The organism is Streptomyces sp. WP-1, assembly GCF_030450125.1.
Lineage (GTDB): Bacteria > Actinomycetota > Actinomycetes > Streptomycetales > Streptomycetaceae > Streptomyces > Streptomyces incarnatus.
In genome coordinates this window covers 1,146,758-1,165,519 of the sequence record NZ_CP123923.1, presented here as the reverse complement: position 1 = coordinate 1,165,519, position 18,762 = coordinate 1,146,758, and the positions used below count along the sequence as shown (strand labels likewise).

At 72.8% G+C, this 18,762-nt stretch carries 10 protein-coding genes; 2 read left to right on the top strand and 8 right to left on the bottom strand.

Translation table 11 applies throughout. The features are described 5' to 3' along the window. Nucleotides 1-57: 57 nt before the first annotated feature. From QHG49_RS04810 to aceA, 3 genes are read right to left on the bottom strand one after another with little or no spacing between them, the layout of a single operon-like run. The gene (locus QHG49_RS04810; protein ID WP_301487328.1) at nucleotides 58-927 is read right to left on the bottom strand and encodes a 3-hydroxybutyryl-CoA dehydrogenase; all 870 of its coding nucleotides are present in this window, start codon (nucleotides 925-927) and stop codon (nucleotides 58-60) included. Then, nucleotides 924-2,507: a malate synthase A gene (gene aceB, locus QHG49_RS04805; RefSeq protein ID WP_301487327.1), complete on the bottom strand. Its 1,584-nt coding sequence runs from the start codon at nucleotides 2,505-2,507 to the stop codon at nucleotides 924-926. Before aceB ends, QHG49_RS04810 begins: the two co-directional genes overlap by 4 nt. Nucleotides 2,508-2,536: 29 nt before the next feature. Further along, a complete protein-coding gene (gene aceA / locus QHG49_RS04800) occupies nucleotides 2,537-3,823 on the bottom strand; it encodes an isocitrate lyase (protein WP_145487364.1) in 1,287 nt (428 codons plus the stop codon). A 411-nt stretch (nucleotides 3,824-4,234) separates the two neighbouring features. On the opposite strand from aceA, the gene QHG49_RS04795 reads away from it, so the two are divergent. Beyond that, on the top strand, nucleotides 4,235-5,641 hold the full coding sequence (locus QHG49_RS04795; protein ID WP_301492697.1) for a short-chain fatty acyl-CoA regulator family protein: 1,407 nt from the start codon (nucleotides 4,235-4,237) through the stop codon (nucleotides 5,639-5,641). 127 nt (nucleotides 5,642-5,768) lie between these two features. Then, nucleotides 5,769-6,809, top strand: coding sequence for an alpha/beta fold hydrolase (locus tag QHG49_RS04790; RefSeq protein ID WP_301487326.1), 1,041 nt, complete (start codon nucleotides 5,769-5,771; stop codon nucleotides 6,807-6,809). 50 nt (nucleotides 6,810-6,859) lie between these two features. On the opposite strand, the gene QHG49_RS04785 is transcribed toward QHG49_RS04790, so the two are convergent. Genes QHG49_RS04785 through QHG49_RS04765 form a run of 5 tightly spaced genes read right to left on the bottom strand, consistent with a single transcriptional unit; the run spans nucleotide 6,860 to nucleotide 18,601 of the window. Then, entirely contained in the window at nucleotides 6,860-7,555 is a 696-nt protein-coding gene (locus tag QHG49_RS04785) for a formyltransferase family protein (protein ID WP_301487325.1), read from the bottom strand. Next, nucleotides 7,552-8,799 (bottom strand): cytochrome P450, encoded by a 1,248-nt coding sequence (locus QHG49_RS04780; protein ID WP_145487368.1) that lies wholly within the window; start codon nucleotides 8,797-8,799, stop codon nucleotides 7,552-7,554. The genes QHG49_RS04785 and QHG49_RS04780 overlap by 4 nt, the downstream gene beginning before the upstream one ends. Next, entirely contained in the window at nucleotides 8,793-10,580 is a 1,788-nt protein-coding gene (locus tag QHG49_RS04775) for a type I polyketide synthase (protein ID WP_145487369.1), read from the bottom strand. The genes QHG49_RS04780 and QHG49_RS04775 overlap by 7 nt, the downstream gene beginning before the upstream one ends. Before the next feature lie 60 nt (nucleotides 10,581-10,640). Beyond that, the gene (locus QHG49_RS04770) at nucleotides 10,641-12,455 is read right to left on the bottom strand and encodes a non-ribosomal peptide synthetase (RefSeq protein WP_301487324.1); all 1,815 of its coding nucleotides are present in this window, start codon (nucleotides 12,453-12,455) and stop codon (nucleotides 10,641-10,643) included. Continuing rightward, a complete protein-coding gene (locus QHG49_RS04765) occupies nucleotides 12,452-18,601 on the bottom strand; it encodes a type I polyketide synthase (RefSeq protein WP_301487323.1) in 6,150 nt (2,049 codons plus the stop codon). Before QHG49_RS04765 ends, QHG49_RS04770 begins: the two co-directional genes overlap by 4 nt. Nucleotides 18,602-18,762 lie beyond the last annotated feature (161 nt).

Below are 18,762 nucleotides of genomic sequence, written 5' to 3'. Positions count from 1 at the left end.
CGGACCCTCGGCCGGTGACCGCGGGCCGGGCCCCTCAGCCCGGCCGGACCAGGCTCCTCAGCCCTGGCCGTACACGTGGAACCCCCGGCCGCTCTTGCGGCCCAGCAGCCCCGCCTCGACCATCCGCCGCAGCAGCGGGGGCGGGGCGTAGAGGGGTTCGTGGAACTCGTCGTACAGCGACTCCGCGATCGCGGCGACGGTGTCGAGGCCGATCAGGTCGGCGAGCCGCAGCGGTCCCATCGGGTGGGCGCAGCCCTGCTCCATCCCCGCGTCGATGTCACCGGCCGAGGCGAACCCGGACTCCGCCATCCGGATCGCGGCCAGCAGGTACGGCACCAGCAGCGCGTTGACGACGAAGCCGGCCCGGTCCTTGGCGTGCACGACCGTCTTGCCGAGCACCTCGGTGGCGAAGGTCTCCACCTCGGTCACGGTCCGCGCCGAGGTGTGCAGCGAGGCGACCACCTCCACCAGCGGCAGCACCGGCACCGGGTTGAAGAAGTGCAGTCCGACGACCCGGTCCGCGCGGGAGGTGGCCATCCCGAGCCGCATCACGGGCAGCGACGAGGTGTTGGTGGCCAGCACCGCCGCCGGGTCCGCCACGATCTTGTCGAGCGCGGCGAACACCTCGGTCTTGGCGTCCGCGTTCTCGGTCACGGCCTCGATCACGAGCTGCCGGTCGGCCAACTCGTCGAGACCGCCGCTGAAGACGATGCGCGCGAGGGCGTCCCGGGCCTCGGTCTCGGCCAGCTTGCCCCGCCGTACCGCCTGTTCGAGCGAGCCCGCCACCCGGTCCCGGGCCGCGCGGGCGGCCACCGCGTCGGCCTCGCAGACCACCGTGTCCAGACCGGCCCGCGCGCACACCTCGGCGATGCCCGCGCCCATCCGGCCGCCGCCGACCACTCCGACGCGTGCGAAGCGCCCGCTCATGACGCCCGCCGCACGAGATGCCGGGCGTAGGCGTCCGGTGTGAAGAACAGCGGCAACTCTCCCTGGAGCGCGGTGCGTTCGAACAGCGCGCGGACGTCCTCCACGGGGGCCCACGGATACTCCGCGCCGAGCGCCGCCGTCTCCTCCTCCAGCAGCTCCGTCACCGTCTCCCGCTCGATCACCCGGTGCCGCAGCCACTGCCAGATCTGCACCCGGGCGATCTCCGCCGTGGCCGCGTCCTCCATGAGGCCGTCCAGGGCGACCGCACCCCGGCCGTCCAGCCAGGCGGCGAAGTAGCGCAGCGCGACCCGGAGATTGGTGCGCACCCCCTCCGCCGTGGGCGGTCCCGCGATCCGGCGCACCGACAGCAGCTCGGCCGCCGATACCGCCACGTCCTCGCGCAGCCGGTCCAGTTGGTGCGGCCGCCCGCCGAGGACGCCGTCGAACACCTCCCGGCACACCGGGACCAGGCCCGGATGCGCCACCCTGGAGCCGTCGAAGCCGTCCTCCGCCTCTCGCTCCTTGTCCAGCCGGACCGTCGCCAACGCGGCCTCGCGAGCGGCCGGTTCGCCGCCCGGCACCTGCGCCGCCATGCCGCCGATGGCATGCGCGCCCCGCTGGTGGCAGGTGCGCACGAGGAGTTCGGTGTACGCCCGCATGAACGGGGCCGTCATGGTGACCTTCGCCCGGTCCGGCAGCAGGAAGTCGGTGCGGTGGCCGAAGGTCTTGATGATGCTGAACAGGTAGTCCCAGCGGCCCGCGTTGAGCCCCGAGCTGTGCTCGCGCAGCTCGTGGAGGATCTCCTCCATCTCGAACGCGGCTGTGATCGTCTCGATGAGCACGGTGGCGCGGACGGTGCCCCGGGGGATGTTGAGCAGCTCCTGGGCGTGCACGAAGACGTCGTTCCACAGCCGCGCCTCGTACCGGTTCTCCAGCTTGGGCAGATAGAAGTACGGGCCGTACCCGGCGTCGATCTGCCGCTGGGCGCAGTGGAAGAAGTAGAGACCGAAGTCCACCAGCGCCGCGGGCACGGGCCGGCCGTCGTACTCCAGGTGCTCCTCCTCCAGGTGCCAGCCACGCGGGCGTACGACGATCGTGGCGAGCCGCTCGCCGAGCCGGTACTCTCGGCCGTCCGCGGCGGTGAAGTCGATCCGCCGCTCGATGGCGTCCAGCAGGCTCAGCTGGCCGCCGATGACATTGCCCCAGGTGGGCGCGGTGGCGTCCTCGAAGTCGGCCATCCACACCTGGGCCCCGGAGTTGAGCGCGTTCACCGTCATACGGCGGTCCGGCGGGCCGGTGATCTCCACACGGCGGTCGGTCAGACCGGGCGCGGGCGGCGCGACCCGCCAGCCGGGGTCGGCGCGCACGGCGGAGGTGACCATCGGGAAGTCGAGCGGCGCGCCGGCGGCCAGCCGCAGGGCCTGCCGGCGCCGCTCCTTCATCAGCTCCTGGCGGCGCTCGCCGAACGCGGCCACGAGGGCCCCGACGAAGTCCAGGGCGGCGGGCGTGAGGATCTCGTCGTGCCGCTCGCCGAACGGCGCGAGCACGCGGACCCGGTGGGTCAGTGCACTGGTGGACATCGGTCTCTCCTGCGGGTGAGGCGGGCGGCCTAGTGGAACTGCTCTTCCTCCGTCGACCCGGCCAGCGCGGTGGTGGAGGAGGCGGGGTTGACGGCGGTGGAGACCAGGTCGAAGTAGCCGGTGCCGACCTCGCGCTGGTGCCTGACGGCGGTGAAGCCCTGCGCCTGGGCGGCGAACTCCCGCTCCTGGAGGTCGACATAGGCGGTCATGCCGTGCTCGGCGTAGCCGCGGGCCAGGTCGAACATGCCGTGGTTGAGGGAGTGGAACCCGGCCAGGGTGATGAACTGGAACTTGTAGCCCATCGCGCCCAGCTCCCGCTGGAACTTGGCGATCTGGTCGTCGTCCAGCGCGGCCTTCCAGTTGAAGGACGGCGAGCAGTTGTAGGCGAGCATCTGGTCCGGGTGGCGGGCGTGGATCGCCTCGGCGAACTCACGGGCCTGCGCGAGATCGGGGGTGCCGGTCTCCACCCAGAGCAGATCGGCGTACGGCGCGTACGCCAGACCGCGGGCGATCACCGGCGCCATGCCGGGCCGCACCCGGTAGAAGCCCTCCGCCGTGCGCTCGCCGGTGACGAACTCGGCGTCCCGCTCGTCCACGTCGGTGGTGAGCAGGTTGGCGGCGAGCGCGTCGGTGCGGGCGATGACGACGCTCGGCACGTCGGCGATGTCGGCGGCGAGACGCGCCGCGTTCAGGGTGCGGATGTGCTGCGAGGTCGGCACCAGGACCTTGCCGCCGAGGTGCCCGCACTTCTTCTCCGAGGCGAGCTGGTCCTCGTAGTGGATGCCCGCCGCGCCCGCCGCGATCATCGCCTTGGTCAGCTCGAAGGCGTTGAGCGGACCGCCGAACCCGGCCTCGGCGTCGGCGACGATCGGCGCGAGCCAGTCCGTGGTGTCCCCGGCGTCCTCGGCGGTGGCGATCTGGTCGGCGCGCAGCAGCGCGTTGTTGATCCGACGCACCACCTGGGGAACGGAGTTGGCCGGGTACAGGCTCTGGTCCGGGTAGGTGTGCCCGGCCTGGTTGGCGTCGGCGGCGACCTGCCAGCCGGACAGGTAGATGGCCTGGAGACCCGCCTTGACCTGCTGGACCGCCTGGCCGCCGGTGAGCGCGCCGAGCGCGTGGAGGTAGTCCCGCTCGTGCAGCTGCCGCCACAGCCGCTCGGCGCCGCGCCGGGCCAGGGTGTGCTCCTCGCGGACGCTGCCGGACAGCCGGATCACGTCCTCGGCGCTGTAGGTGCGCTCGACGCCCTGCCAGCGGGGATCGGTCGCCCAGCGCCGCGCCAGCTCCTCGGCCGCCTGCGTCCTCGTCGCCTCTGCCATGACTGTCTCCTCGGTCTGTATTCGGCTGCCAACGTCCGCGGTCCGGCGAACCGGGGTGGCACTACGTGTCGAACAGTTGGGGTACGGCCCGCCGGTACCTGGGGACGGAGCTGAGCAGTGCTGCCGGTGACGACCCTCGCCTGCGCCGGGAAACCCGATGTAAGGGCCTGATTCGAGCCCCGGTCCGCGAGCGGTGGTCGCCGGTGTCCGGCGGGCCGCACTCACACTCTGGCAGTGGCACTGAGTGCCAACAATGGTGGACGTCTGCCAACTTCTGCGAATCTTCCGGCCGTCATTTGCCAACATTGCGAAGGCCCCGCCGGGGCATTGATCACCTACGCTGACCGGGAGCCGGAAGGGCATCGGATGGAAGCCGACCGGGAGCCGGACGGAAAAGGGGAGGACCCGGCGATGGCCAAGACGTACGCGGGCGCGCGGCTGCGGCGCCTGCGCGAGGAGCGGCGCCTGAGCCAGGCCGAGATGGCCCGGGTGCTCGCCATCTCGCCGAGCTATCTCAACCAGATGGAACACGACTCCCGGCCGCTCACCGTCCCGGTCCTGCTCCGGCTGACCGAGACGTTCGGCGTCGACCCGGGCTTCTTCTCCGAGCGCGACACCACACGCCTGGTCGCCGATCTGCGCGAGGCCCTGGCCGGGGAACTCGCCGAGTCCCGCCTGTCCGCCGCCGACCTGTCGGAACTCGCCGCCCGGATGCCCGCCGTCGCCCAGGTGCTGCTGGGCCTCGGCCGCCGCAACCAGCTGCTCGCCGAACGCCTCACGCAGGCCACGGACGGCCGCGGCACCGACCCCGAGCCGCCCCGCTCACCCCACGAGGAGATCCGGGACTTCTTCTACCGCCGCCGCAACTACCTCCACGACACCGATCTCGCGGCCGAGGCCCTCGCCCAGGAGATCGGCATCACCCCCGGCGAGGTGCTCCCCGCCCTGACCGCCCGCCTCGCCGACCGGCACGGCGTCCGGCTGTCCGGCGGGGCGGGCGATCACCTCCACCACTACGACGCGCCGACCCGCACCCTCCACCTCTCCACCCGGCTGCGCCCCGGCCAGCGCGCGTTCCGCCTGGCCACCCAGCTCGCCCTGCTCGAACACGGCGCCGAACTCGACCACTTGGCCGCCGAGGACTTCACCCCGGGCTCGACCGCCCACGCGCTCGCCCGCATCGGCATCGCCCACTACTTCGCGGCGGCGCTCGTCCTGCCGTACCGCGCCTTCCACACGGCCGCCGAGGAGGTGCGCTACGACATCGAACGCCTCACCGACCGCTACGGCCTCGGCTACGAGACCGTCTGCCACCGGCTGAGCACCCTCCAGCGCCCCCGGCTGCGCGGGGTGCCCTTCTCCTTCGTCCGGGTGGACCGGGCCGGCAACATGTCCAAGCGCCAGTCGGCGACCGGCTTCCACTTCTCCCGGGCGGGTGGCACCTGCCCCCTGTGGAACGTGTACGAGGCGTTCGCCGCACCCGGCCGCATCCATGTCCAGGTCGCCGAAATGCCCGACGGCCAGCGCTACTTGTGGACCGCGCGCGCCGTCGCCCGGCACCGCGGCGGCTGGGGCGAACCCGGCAAGACCTTCGCCATCGGCCTCGGCTGCGAGGTCCGCCACGCCCACCGTCTCGTCTATTCCGACGGCCTCGACCTCGCCGGCACCGCCGCCGCGACCCCCATCGGCATGGGCTGCCGCGTCTGCGAACGCCTCTCCTGCCCGCAGCGCGCCGCCCCGCCGCTCGGCCACCGGCTGCACATCGACCAGGACACCAGTACGTTCGTGCCGTACCGGGTCACGGAGCCCGAGGGATGACGCTTTGCCGGTTCGGCTCGCAGAACGCGATCGCCCCCTTCGTGCCGCCTTCGGGCGGCGGGGAGCGGCCGGTGGCGTCGCGGGCGAGCCGACCTCACCGCGCGCAGCGGACGACGGAGGGTTTCATATGATCGACAGGCGTACCTTCGGGAAGGCCGTCGGCCTGGGGACCGGCGCGGCCGCGCTCTCCCTGACCGGCTCGCGGTCGGCGGACGCCGCCCAGGCCGCTCCCGGCGGGGCGGACGAGGCCCCCGCACCCGGGACGCACACCGCGTTCCCCGCGCTCAAGCAGGTCCACGCGGGTGTGCTCGACATCGGGTACGCCGAGACGGGCCCGGCCCACGGTCCCGTCGTGATCTGCCTGCACGGATGGCCGTACGACATCCACAGCTTCGTCGACGTCGCCCCGCTCCTCGCCGGGCGGGGGTACCGCGTGATCGTGCCCTACCTGCGCGGCCACGGCACCACCCGGTTCCGGTCCGGCCGCACGGTCCGCAACGCCCAGCAGTCCGCCGTCGCCCTGGACATCGTCGCGCTCATGGACGCGCTGGAGATCCGTGAGGCCGTCCTCGCCGGCTTCGACTGGGGCTCGCGCACCGCCGACATCATCGCCGCGCTGTGGCCGGGACGGGTCACCGCGCTCGTCTCGACCGGCGGCTACCTCGTCACGAACGTCGAGGCGCAGAAGTCGCCCATCGCGCCCGCCGACGAGCACACCTGGTGGTACCAGTACTACTTCGCCACCGAACGCGGCCGCCAGGCCATGGAAACACCGAAGCTGCGCGACGAGTTGTGCCGACTGGTGTGGCAACTGGTCTCACCCGGCTGGAAGTTCGACGACGCTATTTTCCGGCGCACCGCCGCCGCCTTCGAGAACCCCGACTACGCCGCCGTCGTCATCCACAACTACCGCTGGCGCCTCGGCCTCGCGGACGGCGAACGCCGGTACGACCGCTACGAGAAGGAACTCGCCGCCCGGCCCGTGATCCACGTCCCCGCCATCACCCTGAGCCCCGAGCTGGACCCCTTCACCGCACCCGGCGACCCCACCCGCGACCGCTTCACCGGACCCTACGAGCACCGGGTCGTCGAGGGCGTCGGGCACAACCTCCCGCAGGAGGCACCGGCCGTCTTCGCCCGGGCCGTCCTCGACGCGGTCCGCCTCTGAGAGGGGAACAGGGGCTGGACGGTGCGAAGTCCAGCCCCTCGCGGACCGCATCACTCCGCGTGCAGCGCCCACCTGCTGCCGTCGACCGGTTCCGACCCCGGCAGGGCGATGAGTTCGGGCTTGAACAGCGGGGCCGCGCCCATCGCCGGTTCCCAGGTGGCCAGTCGCTCGTCCTGGGGGACCTCGACGCGACGGCCCTTGGCGAGGTCGGTGACCACGCGGACCAGCAGGCGCACGCCGAGGGGCGCGAGGTGCTCGCGCCACAGGGTCTCGGCGGTCGAGCCCGGGGGCACGAACAGGTGCTCCTGGGCGGCGACCGGGCCGCCGTCGGTGCGTTCGGTGAGGTGGTAGACGCTGCCGCCCGTCACCTTGTCGCCGTCGCGGATCGTCCACCGGATCGCGTCCCGGCCGCGGTGCAGCGGCAGCAGGCTCGGGTGGTAGCCGATGGCCGCGACGGCGGCACGGGCACGGGTCGCGCGGCCGATGAAGGCGTGCGAGTGGGCGGCGACGATGAGGTCCACCCCGTCGGGGATGTGCATCGCGCGCAGTTCGGCCGAGTCCGTCCAGGGGATGCTCCTCGGGTACGCCCACGCCCGCAGCCGGTCCCAGGACAGCGCGTTGCTCTCCTCGCAGTGCCCCTTGCGCAGCCGGGGCGCGGCCACCCCCGCGATCCGGTGGCCTTCCTCCGCCAGGGCCTCCCCGACCTGGACCGCGAACGCCCCTTGTCCCGAAAGGTAGATGTTCACCGGGCTGCCGCCTCCTTCATCGAGCGGGGGTCGGGCCACAACCGCACCGGCAGTGTGGAGAACCCGGTCAGGAAGTTCGACCGGATGCGCAGCGCCTCGCCGGTCTGCTCGAAACCGGTGGTGAAGTCCCGCAGCGCCAGCAGAAGTTCGGCGATCTCCACCTTGGCCAGATAGGAGCCGAGGCAGAAGTGCGGGCCGTAGCCGAAGGCCAGATGCTTGTTGGGGGTGCGGCCGAGGTCGAACTCCCCGGGCCGCTCGAAGACCCGCTCGTCCCGGTTGCCGGAGGCGTGCCAGAGCGTGACGATCTCGCCCGGACGCAACCGCACCCCGTGCACCTCGGTCTCGCGGACCACGGTGCGCCCGAAGTGCAGGGTGGGGGAGGCCCAGCGCAGCACCTCGTCCACGGCGGTGTCGATCGCGACCTCGCCGTCCTTGAGCCGCCGCCACTGCTCGGGCCGGGCCGCGAGGCTGTGCACGCCGTCGATCATCGTCAGCCGGCTGGTCTCGTCGCCGCCGATGATCAGGCTGTAGCAGTTGAGCACGATGTCCTCGTCGGACAGCGGCACCCCGTCGATGGAACTGGCGACCAGCATGCTGATCACATCGTCACCGGGCGCCGCCCGCCGCTCCTCGACCATGTCCATGAAGTACAGCAGGATCTCGTTGCGGGCCATCTCCGAGTCGACCTCGTCGACGTCCTCCGAGTCGGCCGACAGCGCCGCCTTGGTCTGGGCGAGCAGATAGTCCCGGTCCCGCTCGGGCACGCCGAGCAGATTGGAGATCGTGGTCATCGGGATACGGCTCGCGATCTCCTCGGCGAAGTCGCAGCCGCCGGCCTCGACCGCCTCGCGGATCAGCCGCCGGGTGTTGGCCCGCACCGCCGCCGCGACCTCGCTGAGCACCCTGGGCGAGAGCACCCGCTGGAGGATCTTGCGCAGCTCGTGGTGGCGGTGCCCGTCGGTGACGGCCAGCATCCGCCCCGCCCCCGCGTCACCCCCGCCCAGCAGCGTGACCAGCACATTGCCGCGCTCGGAGGTGAGGTGCAGATCGTCCCGGTAGGCGGCCATGATGTCGTCGTACCGGGACAGCACCCAGAATCCGCGGCGGCCGCCCGCCGGGGGGTTCCAGTACACCGGCGCGGTGTCCCGCAGGGTGCGCCAGAACCCGTCGAGGTCGTGGTCGGCGAAGGTGTCCGGGTCGCCCAGGTCCACGGTGGCCGGCGCCGGGGCGCCCGCGCTCACCATTCGGTGCGCCAGAACCGGCGCGGCCGGAACGGGTAGGTGGGCAGCGGCACGCGGTGGCTCGCCTCCCCCTGGTGGAGCGGACGGAAGTCCACCCGCCGGCCGTTCACCCAGGCGGCGGCGAGCGCGGACAGCGCCCGGTCGTCGTCCGGCGCGGCCGGTACGATCCCGTGGTCGCCGTGCGGCAGCGCGTCGGCGTCCACCTGCGGCGCGGCAGCGGTCGTGACGGCCGGGCCGCCCGCGGTCTCGGCGGACAGCGCCTCGATCAGCTCCTCGCGGCTGCGCACCACGGCCGCCCAGCGGCGGTCCATCGTCCGGCGGCCCAGGTTGAGGCTGAAGCACACGTCGTCGAGCCGCAGACCGGGATCGGCCAGCAGCCGGTCCCGCAGCCGGGCGCGCTGCCGGGCGAGCGCGTCGTCGTCCAGGGCGGAGAGGGTGGCGAGGCGCGGCCTGCCGACGGCCTCGGGGGCGCGCTCGACGGGCCCCGGCGCCTCTTCGAGCACCAGGTGCCCGTTGTAGCCGCCGCCACCGATCGCGGTGATCCCGGCGCGCCGCACGCCGGCCTCCGGCTCCCAGTCCGCCGCCTCCAGCTGGGGCACGAACGGGGTGCTGGGGAAGTCGATCTCCGGGTCGGCCTCGGTCAGGTTGATCGTCGGCGCCAGCGTCCGGTGGTACAGCGCCATCGTGGCCTTCATGGCGCCGAAGCCGCCCGCCACCACCCCGCCGTGCCCGACGTTGCCCTTGACCCCGCCGATCGAGCAGGTGCCGGTCTGCTTGCCGAACGCCATGCCCACGGCGTGCACTTCGAGCTGGTCGGTGATCGGCAGCCCGAGCCCGTTGGCCTCGTACATGGACACCGTGTCCGGGGTCACGCCGCCGACCTGCATGGCCGCCGCGATGCACGCGCTGAGCCGCTCGGGCTGCGCCAGCCCGTAGGCCATCGCGCTGACCCCGTTGTTGTTGATGGCCGAGCCCTTGACCACGGCGTAGACGTGGTCGCGGTCGGCGACGGCCTGGGCGAGCGGCTTGAGCAGCATGGTGACGACACCGCTGGACAGCGCGGCGCCGGTGCCGGCCGCGTCGAAGGGGCGGCAGTGGCCGTCCCGGGACAGGATCCGGCCCTCCTCCCACAGATGACCGCGCGGGTGCGGCAGCCGGACCATCGCGCCACCCGCGATCGCCATGTCGGTCTGCCCCAGCAGCAGGGACTGGCAGGCCAGATGCACCGCGTAGTGGAAGCCGGCGCACGCGGTGGTGACGGTGACGGCCTCGCCGGTCAGCCCGATGTAGTACAGCGCGTTGGACGTCATGGTGTCCGGCGACCACGCCAGTCCGTGCTCGATCGCCTCGGGACCGACCGACACCCGGTCCGGGGGAGTGCCGTAGAGGGCCGCCGTCTGCGGGTTGTTGGCGCCGTAGATGCCCATCTCGCCCGGCACCCGCTCGGGGTCGTAGCCGCCGTCCTCCAGCGCCTCCCAGGCGCTCTCCACGAACAGCCGGTTCTCCGGGGTCATCGCGGCCGCCATCCGGTCGCTGATGCCGAACACCGACGGATCGAACGCGTCGTACCCGTCGAGGGTGCCGCAGGCCCGCACGTAGTACGGGTTGTTGATCAGGGTCTCGTCGACCTTGATCTCGTCCTTCTCCAGGAACCGTACGGACTCCCTGCCGTGCACGAGGTTGTCCCAGAACTGCTCCTTGGTGCGGGCACCGGGCGCTCTGCACGAGATGCCGATGACGGCCACGTCGCCCGGGTCGTAGTCCTGCTCGGGACTTTCGGACATGAGGGACTCCTGCTCAAGTGGGTTGCGGGAAAGCTCGGTTCACGGGTGACGGCGGATCGCTCAGCCACCGGTGGCGGAGGCGCGGCCGCGCAGCGCGGCACGGCGTACGGCGGCGCGACGGCGGGCCGACTCGACCACCTCGGGGGTGGCGTCGCCCTCCTCGTCGAGCCAGCGGCCCAGCGAGTGGATGTCACGGAAGCGGAAGAGGTCGGGCACCCGCACCCGGCGGTCGAAACGCCGGGTCATCAGCCGGGCCAGCCGCACCAGCAGGAGCGAGTCGCCGCCGAGGTCGTAGAAGGCGGCCCGGACGTCGATGCCCGCCGGTTCCAGACCGAGCAGCTGGCCCCAGATCTCGGAGAGCGCCACCTCCGTCGGGGTGCCCGCGGCGGTCACGGGCCCGCTGCCGGCGGCCGGCGGCTCGGGCAGCGCGGCGCGGTCGAGCTTCCCGCCCGGGGTCAGCGGCAGCTCGTCCAGGACCACGATCGCCTGCGGCACCATGTACTCGGGCAGTTCGGCGGCGAGCTTGCCGGTGATGGTGGCCTGGAGCCCCGCGTCCAGCCGTACGCCGCCCCGGGGGCCGCCCTCGGTCACGACGTAGCCGACGAGCCTGCGCCCCCGTACGACGGCCGCGGCCTCGCGGACCTCGGGACAGCCGGTCAGCCGGGACTCGACCTCCTCCAGTTCGATGCGGTGGCCGCGCACCTTGACCTGGTTGTCGGTGCGCCCGACGAACTCCAGTTCGCCGCTGCCGGTGAGGACGACGACATCGCCGGTGCGGTACATGCGGCCCTCGCCCAGGAACGGGTCCGGCACGAACCGTTCGGCGGTGGTCTCCGGCCGGTTGAGGTAGCCGTGGGCGACGCCCGCCCCGCCGAGGTACAGCTCACCGGGGACGCCGGGCGGCACCGGCCCCCGGTCCTCGTCCAGCACGTACAGCCGGGCACCGGCCGCCGCCGCGCCGATCGTGGGCTCGCCGGTCCCGTCCCTCGGCACCGGGCCCAGCGTGCAGAAGACGGTGCCCTCGGTGGGACCGTAGGCGTTGAAGACCTCCGCGCCGGTCTCCGCGTACACCCGGTCCACCAGCTTGCGCCGCAGCGGCTCGCCGCCGAACACGACCGTGCGCAGGTTCGGCGGCAGCCCGCCCGCGTCGAGCAGGGCGTTCGTCACCGACGGGATGGCGTGCAGCAGGGTGACCTTGTCCGCGTGGGGGCTCTCGGGCAGATGGACGGTGCTCTCCACGAGGACGAGGGCGCCGCCCAGGCTCAGCGCGGGGAAGATCTCCATCACGGACATGTCGAAGCAGATCGAGCTGGCCGCGCAGACCCCGCCGAGATCGCGGTCGCCGAGGACCCGGTCCCAGGCGGACAGCATGGCCGCGCAGCCGCTGTGCCGGATCGCCACGCCCTTGGGCTTGCCCGTGGAGCCCGAGGTGTAGATCACGTAGGCGGTGTCGTCGGGGACGACCGGTACGGGCTTCCCGCCCGGCTCGGTCGTCACGGCCCCGTCCAGCACGACCAGGGTCGGGCCCGCCGGGCAGTTCTCCCGGGACGCGGGCGTGGTCAGCAGCAGGTTCGTGCCGCTGTCGCGGACCATGAGGTCCAGCCGCTCGGCCGGGTATCTCGGGTCCAGCGGCACATAGCAGGAGCCGGCGCGCAGGACGGCCAGGATGGCGACGAGCAGACCGGGCGTGCGCTCGACGCAGACGCCGACCGGGACCCCGGGCCCCGCGCCCTCGGCGACGAGCCGCTCAGCCAACTCCCGCGATTGTTCGTCCAGTTCGCGGTAGGTCAGCACCCCGGTGTCGGAGTGGACGGCGATGGCGTCCGGGGTCTTCCCGGCCTGTTCGATGAACCGGGTGTGCAGGGTCTGGGTCACTGGTCCGTCTCCTTGGGACCGCCGACCGGCGCGATCTCGTCGAGTGCCAGGTCGGGGTGGGCGATCGAGTCGAAGAGCACGGTGCGGTAGAGCGCGAGCAGTGCCGTCACGGTCCGCTTCTCCAGGTAGCTCGGTTTGTACTGGACGTGGCCGACGACCTCGCCGCCGATCTCGGCCATCGAGATCTCCAGGTCGAACTTGGCGAGGTGCCTGCGTACGGGCAGCGGCTCCAGGGGCAGCGCGCCCTCGGGCGCGATGGTGTCGCCGATGCCGTGGAAGAGCTTCACGGAGCGCGGGAAGGCGTCCGAGGAGAGCCAGTTGAGGACGACGTCGAACCATGGCGAGCGGCCCTCGGCCCGCGGGGGCTTCAGTTCGGACGCCAGCAGGTCGAGCGGGTAGTTCATGTGCTCCAGCAGGCCGAGCGAGAACGCGTGCACCTCGCGCAGCAGCTCCCGGAAGCCCCGGTCACCGGCCGGTTTCGCCCGCACCAGGACCGTGTTCAGGTAGTAGCCGATGGCGGACTCCCAGCCGGATTCAGCGCGCTGGGCGATGGCGGTGGCAAGGACGGAGTCCTCGACGCCGGCCGCGCGGTTCAGCGTCGCGAAGAAACCGGCCAGCACCACGGTGCTGATCGACACTCCCTCGCGCACCGCGAACTCCCGCAGCGTCCGCGTCTCTTCGGCGCTCCAGCGGAAGGTGAGGTCGCGGCCCTCGTAGGTGACGCCGGGCGGGCGCTCGACGGGGGACAGGTCCAGGTGGGCGGGCGGGTCGGCGAGCCGCCGCGACCACCAGTCCAGTGCCGCCTCGGCCGCGGGACCGGCCAGCCACTGCCGCTCCCACTCCACGAACTCCGTGTAGGAAGCGACCGGTTCGGCGGTGTCGGGATCAACGCCTTCGTAGAACGCCTGGAGTTCGCGGATCATCACATCGGCCGATGCCGCGTCCGAGGCGATGTGGTGCACGAGGACCAGCAGATAGTGGTCGGCCGGCCCGCGCGTCATCAGGACGACCCGCACCAGCGGCCCGTTGTCCAGGTCCAGCGGCATATGGCCGTACACGGCGAGTTCCTCGCGCGCCTGCTCGTCGTCCAGGTATGTGCTGTCCGCGACCAGGAACTCATACTCCGGCTCGTCGAGGATGACCTGGTAGGGGCTGCCGCCCGCCTCCACGAAGATCGTGCGCAGCGCGGGGTGCCGCCGCATCACGGCCGCCACGGCGCGCTCCAGGGCCGGTGCGTCGACCGCCGTCCGGACCCGGGCGGCCACCATGAAGTTGTACGGCACGGCGTCCGGCTCGATCTGCTGCATGAACCACAGCGAGGCCTGGCCGTGCGACGCCGGTGCCAGCTCGAATCCGCGCCCTTCCGCACGGAGTTGGTCGAGGGCCGGGGCGTCGGTGGGGTCGAGGAGGCCGCGGGCGGCGAGTTCGTCCAGGAGTTCCTCGGCGTCCAGCTCGGAGAAGGTGGAGAGGGTGTCGAGGGGGGTGCGGGGCGGGGCGGGACTGGTGCCGGGGGCGGGCGAGGCGGGCGTGGGCAGTGGTGTCGCGGGCGGGGCCTGGGTGGGGGAGGCCGATGCGGGCGGAGGTGAGGTGTGCGGGGCCTGTGTGGGCGGTCCCTGGACGACCGGTGCCGTCCCGGCCGCCGCGCCCGCACCCTCCCCGCCGACCACCTCACGGAGATGGCCGACGATCTCGGCGATGGTCCGCCCGTCCAGGAACACCACCGGCGACACCCGCTGTCCGAACAGCGACTGCACCCGGTTGACCAGGCGGATCGCCAGCATCGAGTCGAGCCCGAAGTCGCGCAGGCTCGCCCCCGCGTCGAACCGGTCCTCCGGCACGCCCAGCACATCGGCGATCTCGCCGAGGACCAGCTCTTCCACCGACCTGCCCGGCACGGCCGTACCCACCGGCTCGGCCGCCGCCTCCGCAACTGCCGTGGACGGCGCGGCCGATGCGGCCGGCAGGGCGGGCGCGGCCGGTACGACCGTCGCGGCCAGGGAGCCGTCGACGCGCGGCACCGCATCCAGCCAGTAGCGCTCCTTCTGCCACTGCACCAGCGGGGTCTGTACGACCTCGACATCGTCCGCGAACAACGCGTCGAAGCTCAGCGGCACGCCCCTGACGTGCAGCGACGCGACCGCCTCCAGCAGGCGGCGCACGTCGCTCTCGCCGCGCCGCAGGGAATTGACCGCGTGCACCCGGGCGCCCCGGGTCAGCGCGATCTCCTCGACCGCGCCGCGCAGCGTCTCGTGCGGGCCGATCTCCACGAAGGTGCCGACGCCGTCCGCGACCAGCGCGCCGATCGTCTCGGCGAACCGGACCTGGTCGCGCAGGTTGTGCACCCAGTAGTCGACGTCCACGACCGGGTTCACCGCCCCGGCCAGTGCCGTGGAGTGGAAGTCGATGCTCCCGGCCGACGGGCTGATACCGGCGATGAGTTCACGCAGCGGACCGGTCAGCGGATCCATGCCGGGGCTGTGCACCGGCCGCTCGACCCGGATGTTCCTGGTCGAGATCCCGGCCGCCCGCAGATCCGCCTCCAGGGCGCGGACCGCCTCCGGAGAGCCCGAGACCGCCGCGCTGGTCGGGCTGTTGACCACGGCGACGGCCGCGTGCTCGGCGTACGGCGCGAGCCACGGCAGCAGCTCCCGCTCCGGCAGGTCGACCGAGATCATGGCACCGGGGGCCGCCTCGCGTTCCAGCAGATGCGACCGCGCCACGACGACGCGTGCGGCGTCCTCCAGCGACAGCGCCCCCGCGACACACGCGGCCGCGACCTCGCCCAGGCTGTGCCCGACGACGGCGGCCGGCCGGATGCCGAGCCCCAGCCAGACCTGCGCCAGCGACACCTGGAGGGCGAACAGGACCGGCTGCTGGAAGTCCATCTCCTCGAACCGGGCCTCGCTCTCGGGCGCGTCGAGCTGTTCGAGCACCGAGCAGCCGCCGGCCGCGCGTACGGCGCTGTCGCAGGCGTGCATCCAGGTACGGAACCCGGCGTGCGCGCGCAGCAACTCCCGTCCCATGCCGACCCATTGGGTGCCGCCGCCGGAGAACACCAGCGCCACCCGCCGGTCCGTGCCGCCGGACACCGTGCCGGTGACGACGCCGGGGTGCGGCCGCCCGGCGGCGACCTGGGCGAGCCCGTCCAGCACGTCCTGGCGGCCCGCGGCGAGCAGCGCCACCCGGTGGTTCTGATGGGTGCGCCGGGTCGCGAGGGTGTAGGCGAGGTCAGACACCCGCAGGCCCGGATCGCTTTCGACATGGTTGGACAGGGCGCGGCAGGTGTCGGCGAGCGCCGCCGCGGAGTGCGCGGACACCGGTACGAGACACAGGGCCTCGTCCTGCGCAAAGGCGCCCTGGACCGGTGCGATGTGCCGCCCCCGGTCGCCCGTGCGGAACGGGGACGCCGTGACGGGGTGGCCGGCGGTGTACAGCGCGCCGAGCGAACCCAGCAGGGTCTGGGCCTCGTCGGCGCCGCGCCGCAGCGAGGGCAGGGTGGCCGCGTCCAGGAGCTGCGACGCGGACTTGAGCAGGAGCGGGTGCGGCGAGAGCTCGACCACGGCGTCGATGTCGTACGCGCGCAGTGCCGTCAGGGCCCTGACCACCTGGATCTCGTGGCGCAGGTTGTCCGCCCAGTAGTCGGGGCCGAGTTCGGCGCCGTCGACGCGTTCGCCGGTGACCGTCGAGATCATCGGGACGCGGGTCGTCCGGGGCCTGATACCGGCGAGTTCGGCCCGCAGCGGGGCGAGGACGTGGTCGACCAGCGGGGAGTGGGGCGCGTGGCCCATCCGTACCCGATGGGTCGTGATCCCCGCCTCGGTCAGCCGCTGGACGAGCGTGTCGATCTCCTGCGGGGTGCCGGTGACCAGCGTGGAGTTCGGGCCGTTGTGGCCGGACACCGTGAGCTGACCGGTCAGGTACGGCTGGACGGCCGCCGCGTCGGTGGTGACCACGATGCCCTCGCCGCGGCCGACGGCCAGCTGCTGGAGCAGCCGGCCGTGGCAGGCGGCCAGCCGTGCGGCGTCCTCGAAGTCGAGCGCCCCGGCGATGTGCGAGGCTGCGAACTCGCCGACGCTCTGGCCCACGACGGCATCCGGCTGCACCCCCAGCGAGCGCCAGGCGTCGGCCAGCGCGACCTGCATACAGAACAGCAGCGGCTGGAAGACGTCCATGTCGTCCAGGCGCCCGTCGGCCGCGAGGAGCTGGTCCACCAGGGAGAAGCCCAGCAGCTCCCGCATCCGCCGGTCGCAGCGCATCATGGCGCGCCGGAACACGGGCATCCCGGCGAGCAACTGCCGCCCCATGCCGACCCATTGGGAGCCGTTGCCGGAGAACAGGAACGCCACCCGCGGCCTGCCGCCGCCCGCCTCCCCGGCGCTGAGCCCCGGGACCGTCGTACCGGCGGCGAACGCGTCGAGCTGGGAACGCAGTTCGCCCATGTCGCGGGCGGCGGCCGCGAGCCGGAACCGGCCCTCGCCCGGCGCGCGCCCGCAGACCTCCCGCAGATCGTGCTCGTCCCGCAGCGCCCGGGCCCGGTCGGCCAGCGCCTCGGGGGAGTCCTCGGCCAGCAGCAGCAGCCGGCCCTCGGGGCGCGGCAGTTCCTCCACGGCGACATGGCAGATCGCGCCGCCGAACCCGAACGAGCTGACACCCCCGCGGCGCGCGTCGGACCGGCGCGGCCACGCGGTCAGCCGGTCCTGCACGGCGAGCCCGTACTCGTCGAAGAGGATCTGCGGGTTCGGGGCGGAGTAGTGCAGGCTCGCCGGCAGCACCCCGTTGCGGACCGACAGCGCCAGCTTGACCAGGCCGACGATCCCGGCCGCCGCCTCCAGATGCCCGACGTTGGACTTGACGGACCCGAGCCGCAGCGGCGTCGGCCGGTCGCCGCCCAGGACCGCGCCGATGGCGTTGGCCTCGATCGGGTCGCCGAGCGGCGTCGCGGAGCCATGGCACTCGATGTAGTCCACGAGGGACGGCGCGATCCCGGCCCGCCGGTACGCGGTGCGCAGCATCAGCTCCTGCGCCTGGGGACTGGGCGCGGTCATGCCGTTGCTCAGCCCGTCGTTGTTGGCCGAACTCCCCTTGATCAGGCAGTACACCGGCAGCTCGCGCTCCAGCGCCACACTGAGCGGGGCGAGTACGACGACCCCGGCGCCCTCGCCGCGCACATAGCCGTCGGCGCGCGCGTCGAACGTCTTGCAGCGGCCGTCCGGGGCGAGCGCGCCCATCTGGTCCATGGCCGTGTAGTAGTCGGCGACGAAGCTCAGATTCACGCCACCGGCCAGCACCAGCTCGCTCTCGCCCATCCAGATCGACTGGCAGCCCAGATGCACCGAGACCAGCGATCCGGCGCAGGCGGCGTCGATGGCCATGCTCGGGCCCTGGAGACCGAGGATGTAGGAGACGCGGTTGGCGATGATGCCGTCGTGCATGCCGGTCGCGGTGTGCGGGGTGATCTGGCTGCCGGGGCCCCGGTAGTGCGCGAGCGCCGCGTAGTCGCCCCAGCAGGAGGCCATGAACACGCCGGTGTCGCTGCCGACCAGGCCGAGCGGCGGGACACCCGCGTCCTCCAGCGCCTCCCAGGCCAGCTCCAGGATCAGCCGCTGCTGCGGGTCCATCTGGACGGCTTCGCGGGGCGAGATGCCGAAGAACAGCGGGTCGAACCGGTCGATGCCGTCGATGAACCCGCCCCAGCGCACCGCGTCGCCCAGCAGCTCGCGCCGCGCGGCCGGCACCGGCCCCACCGCATCGCGCCCCTCGGCCAGCAGCCGCCAGAACGAGGAGGGATCGGGGCCACCGGGGAACCGGCAGCCGATGCCCACGATCGCGACGGGCTCGTACGACGGCCCACGGCGATCCCGGCCCGGGGCGGCGGCCTCCGGCGCGGCGGGCGGGCCCTCGACCAGGGCCCGGGACAGCTCGTCGACGGTCGGATACTGCCACATCCAGGTGACCGGAACCGGCCGGCCGAGGAATTCGGACAACGAGACGGCGAGGCTGGCCGCCTTGGCCGAATCCAGACCGTACTGGTGCATCGGCGCCCAGCGGTCCACCGCGTCCCTGGAAACGTCCAGCAGCTCCACGAAGCGAGAAAGCAGAAATTCTGTGACGGCACGCACATCGCGCGCCCCGCGCTCTTGGGGCATTTCGCCTCCTCGGCAAGGCGGATGGAATGGGCCGGTCGCCGGCCCGAAAGCGGGGGATGGTTTACGGACACAAGGTTCGTTCAGCCGCGTCGAGCACTCCGACACGTCACCACACACGCGAAATCGGCCAAGAGGTGCTGAGGGACAAGGAGTTGGAGGAA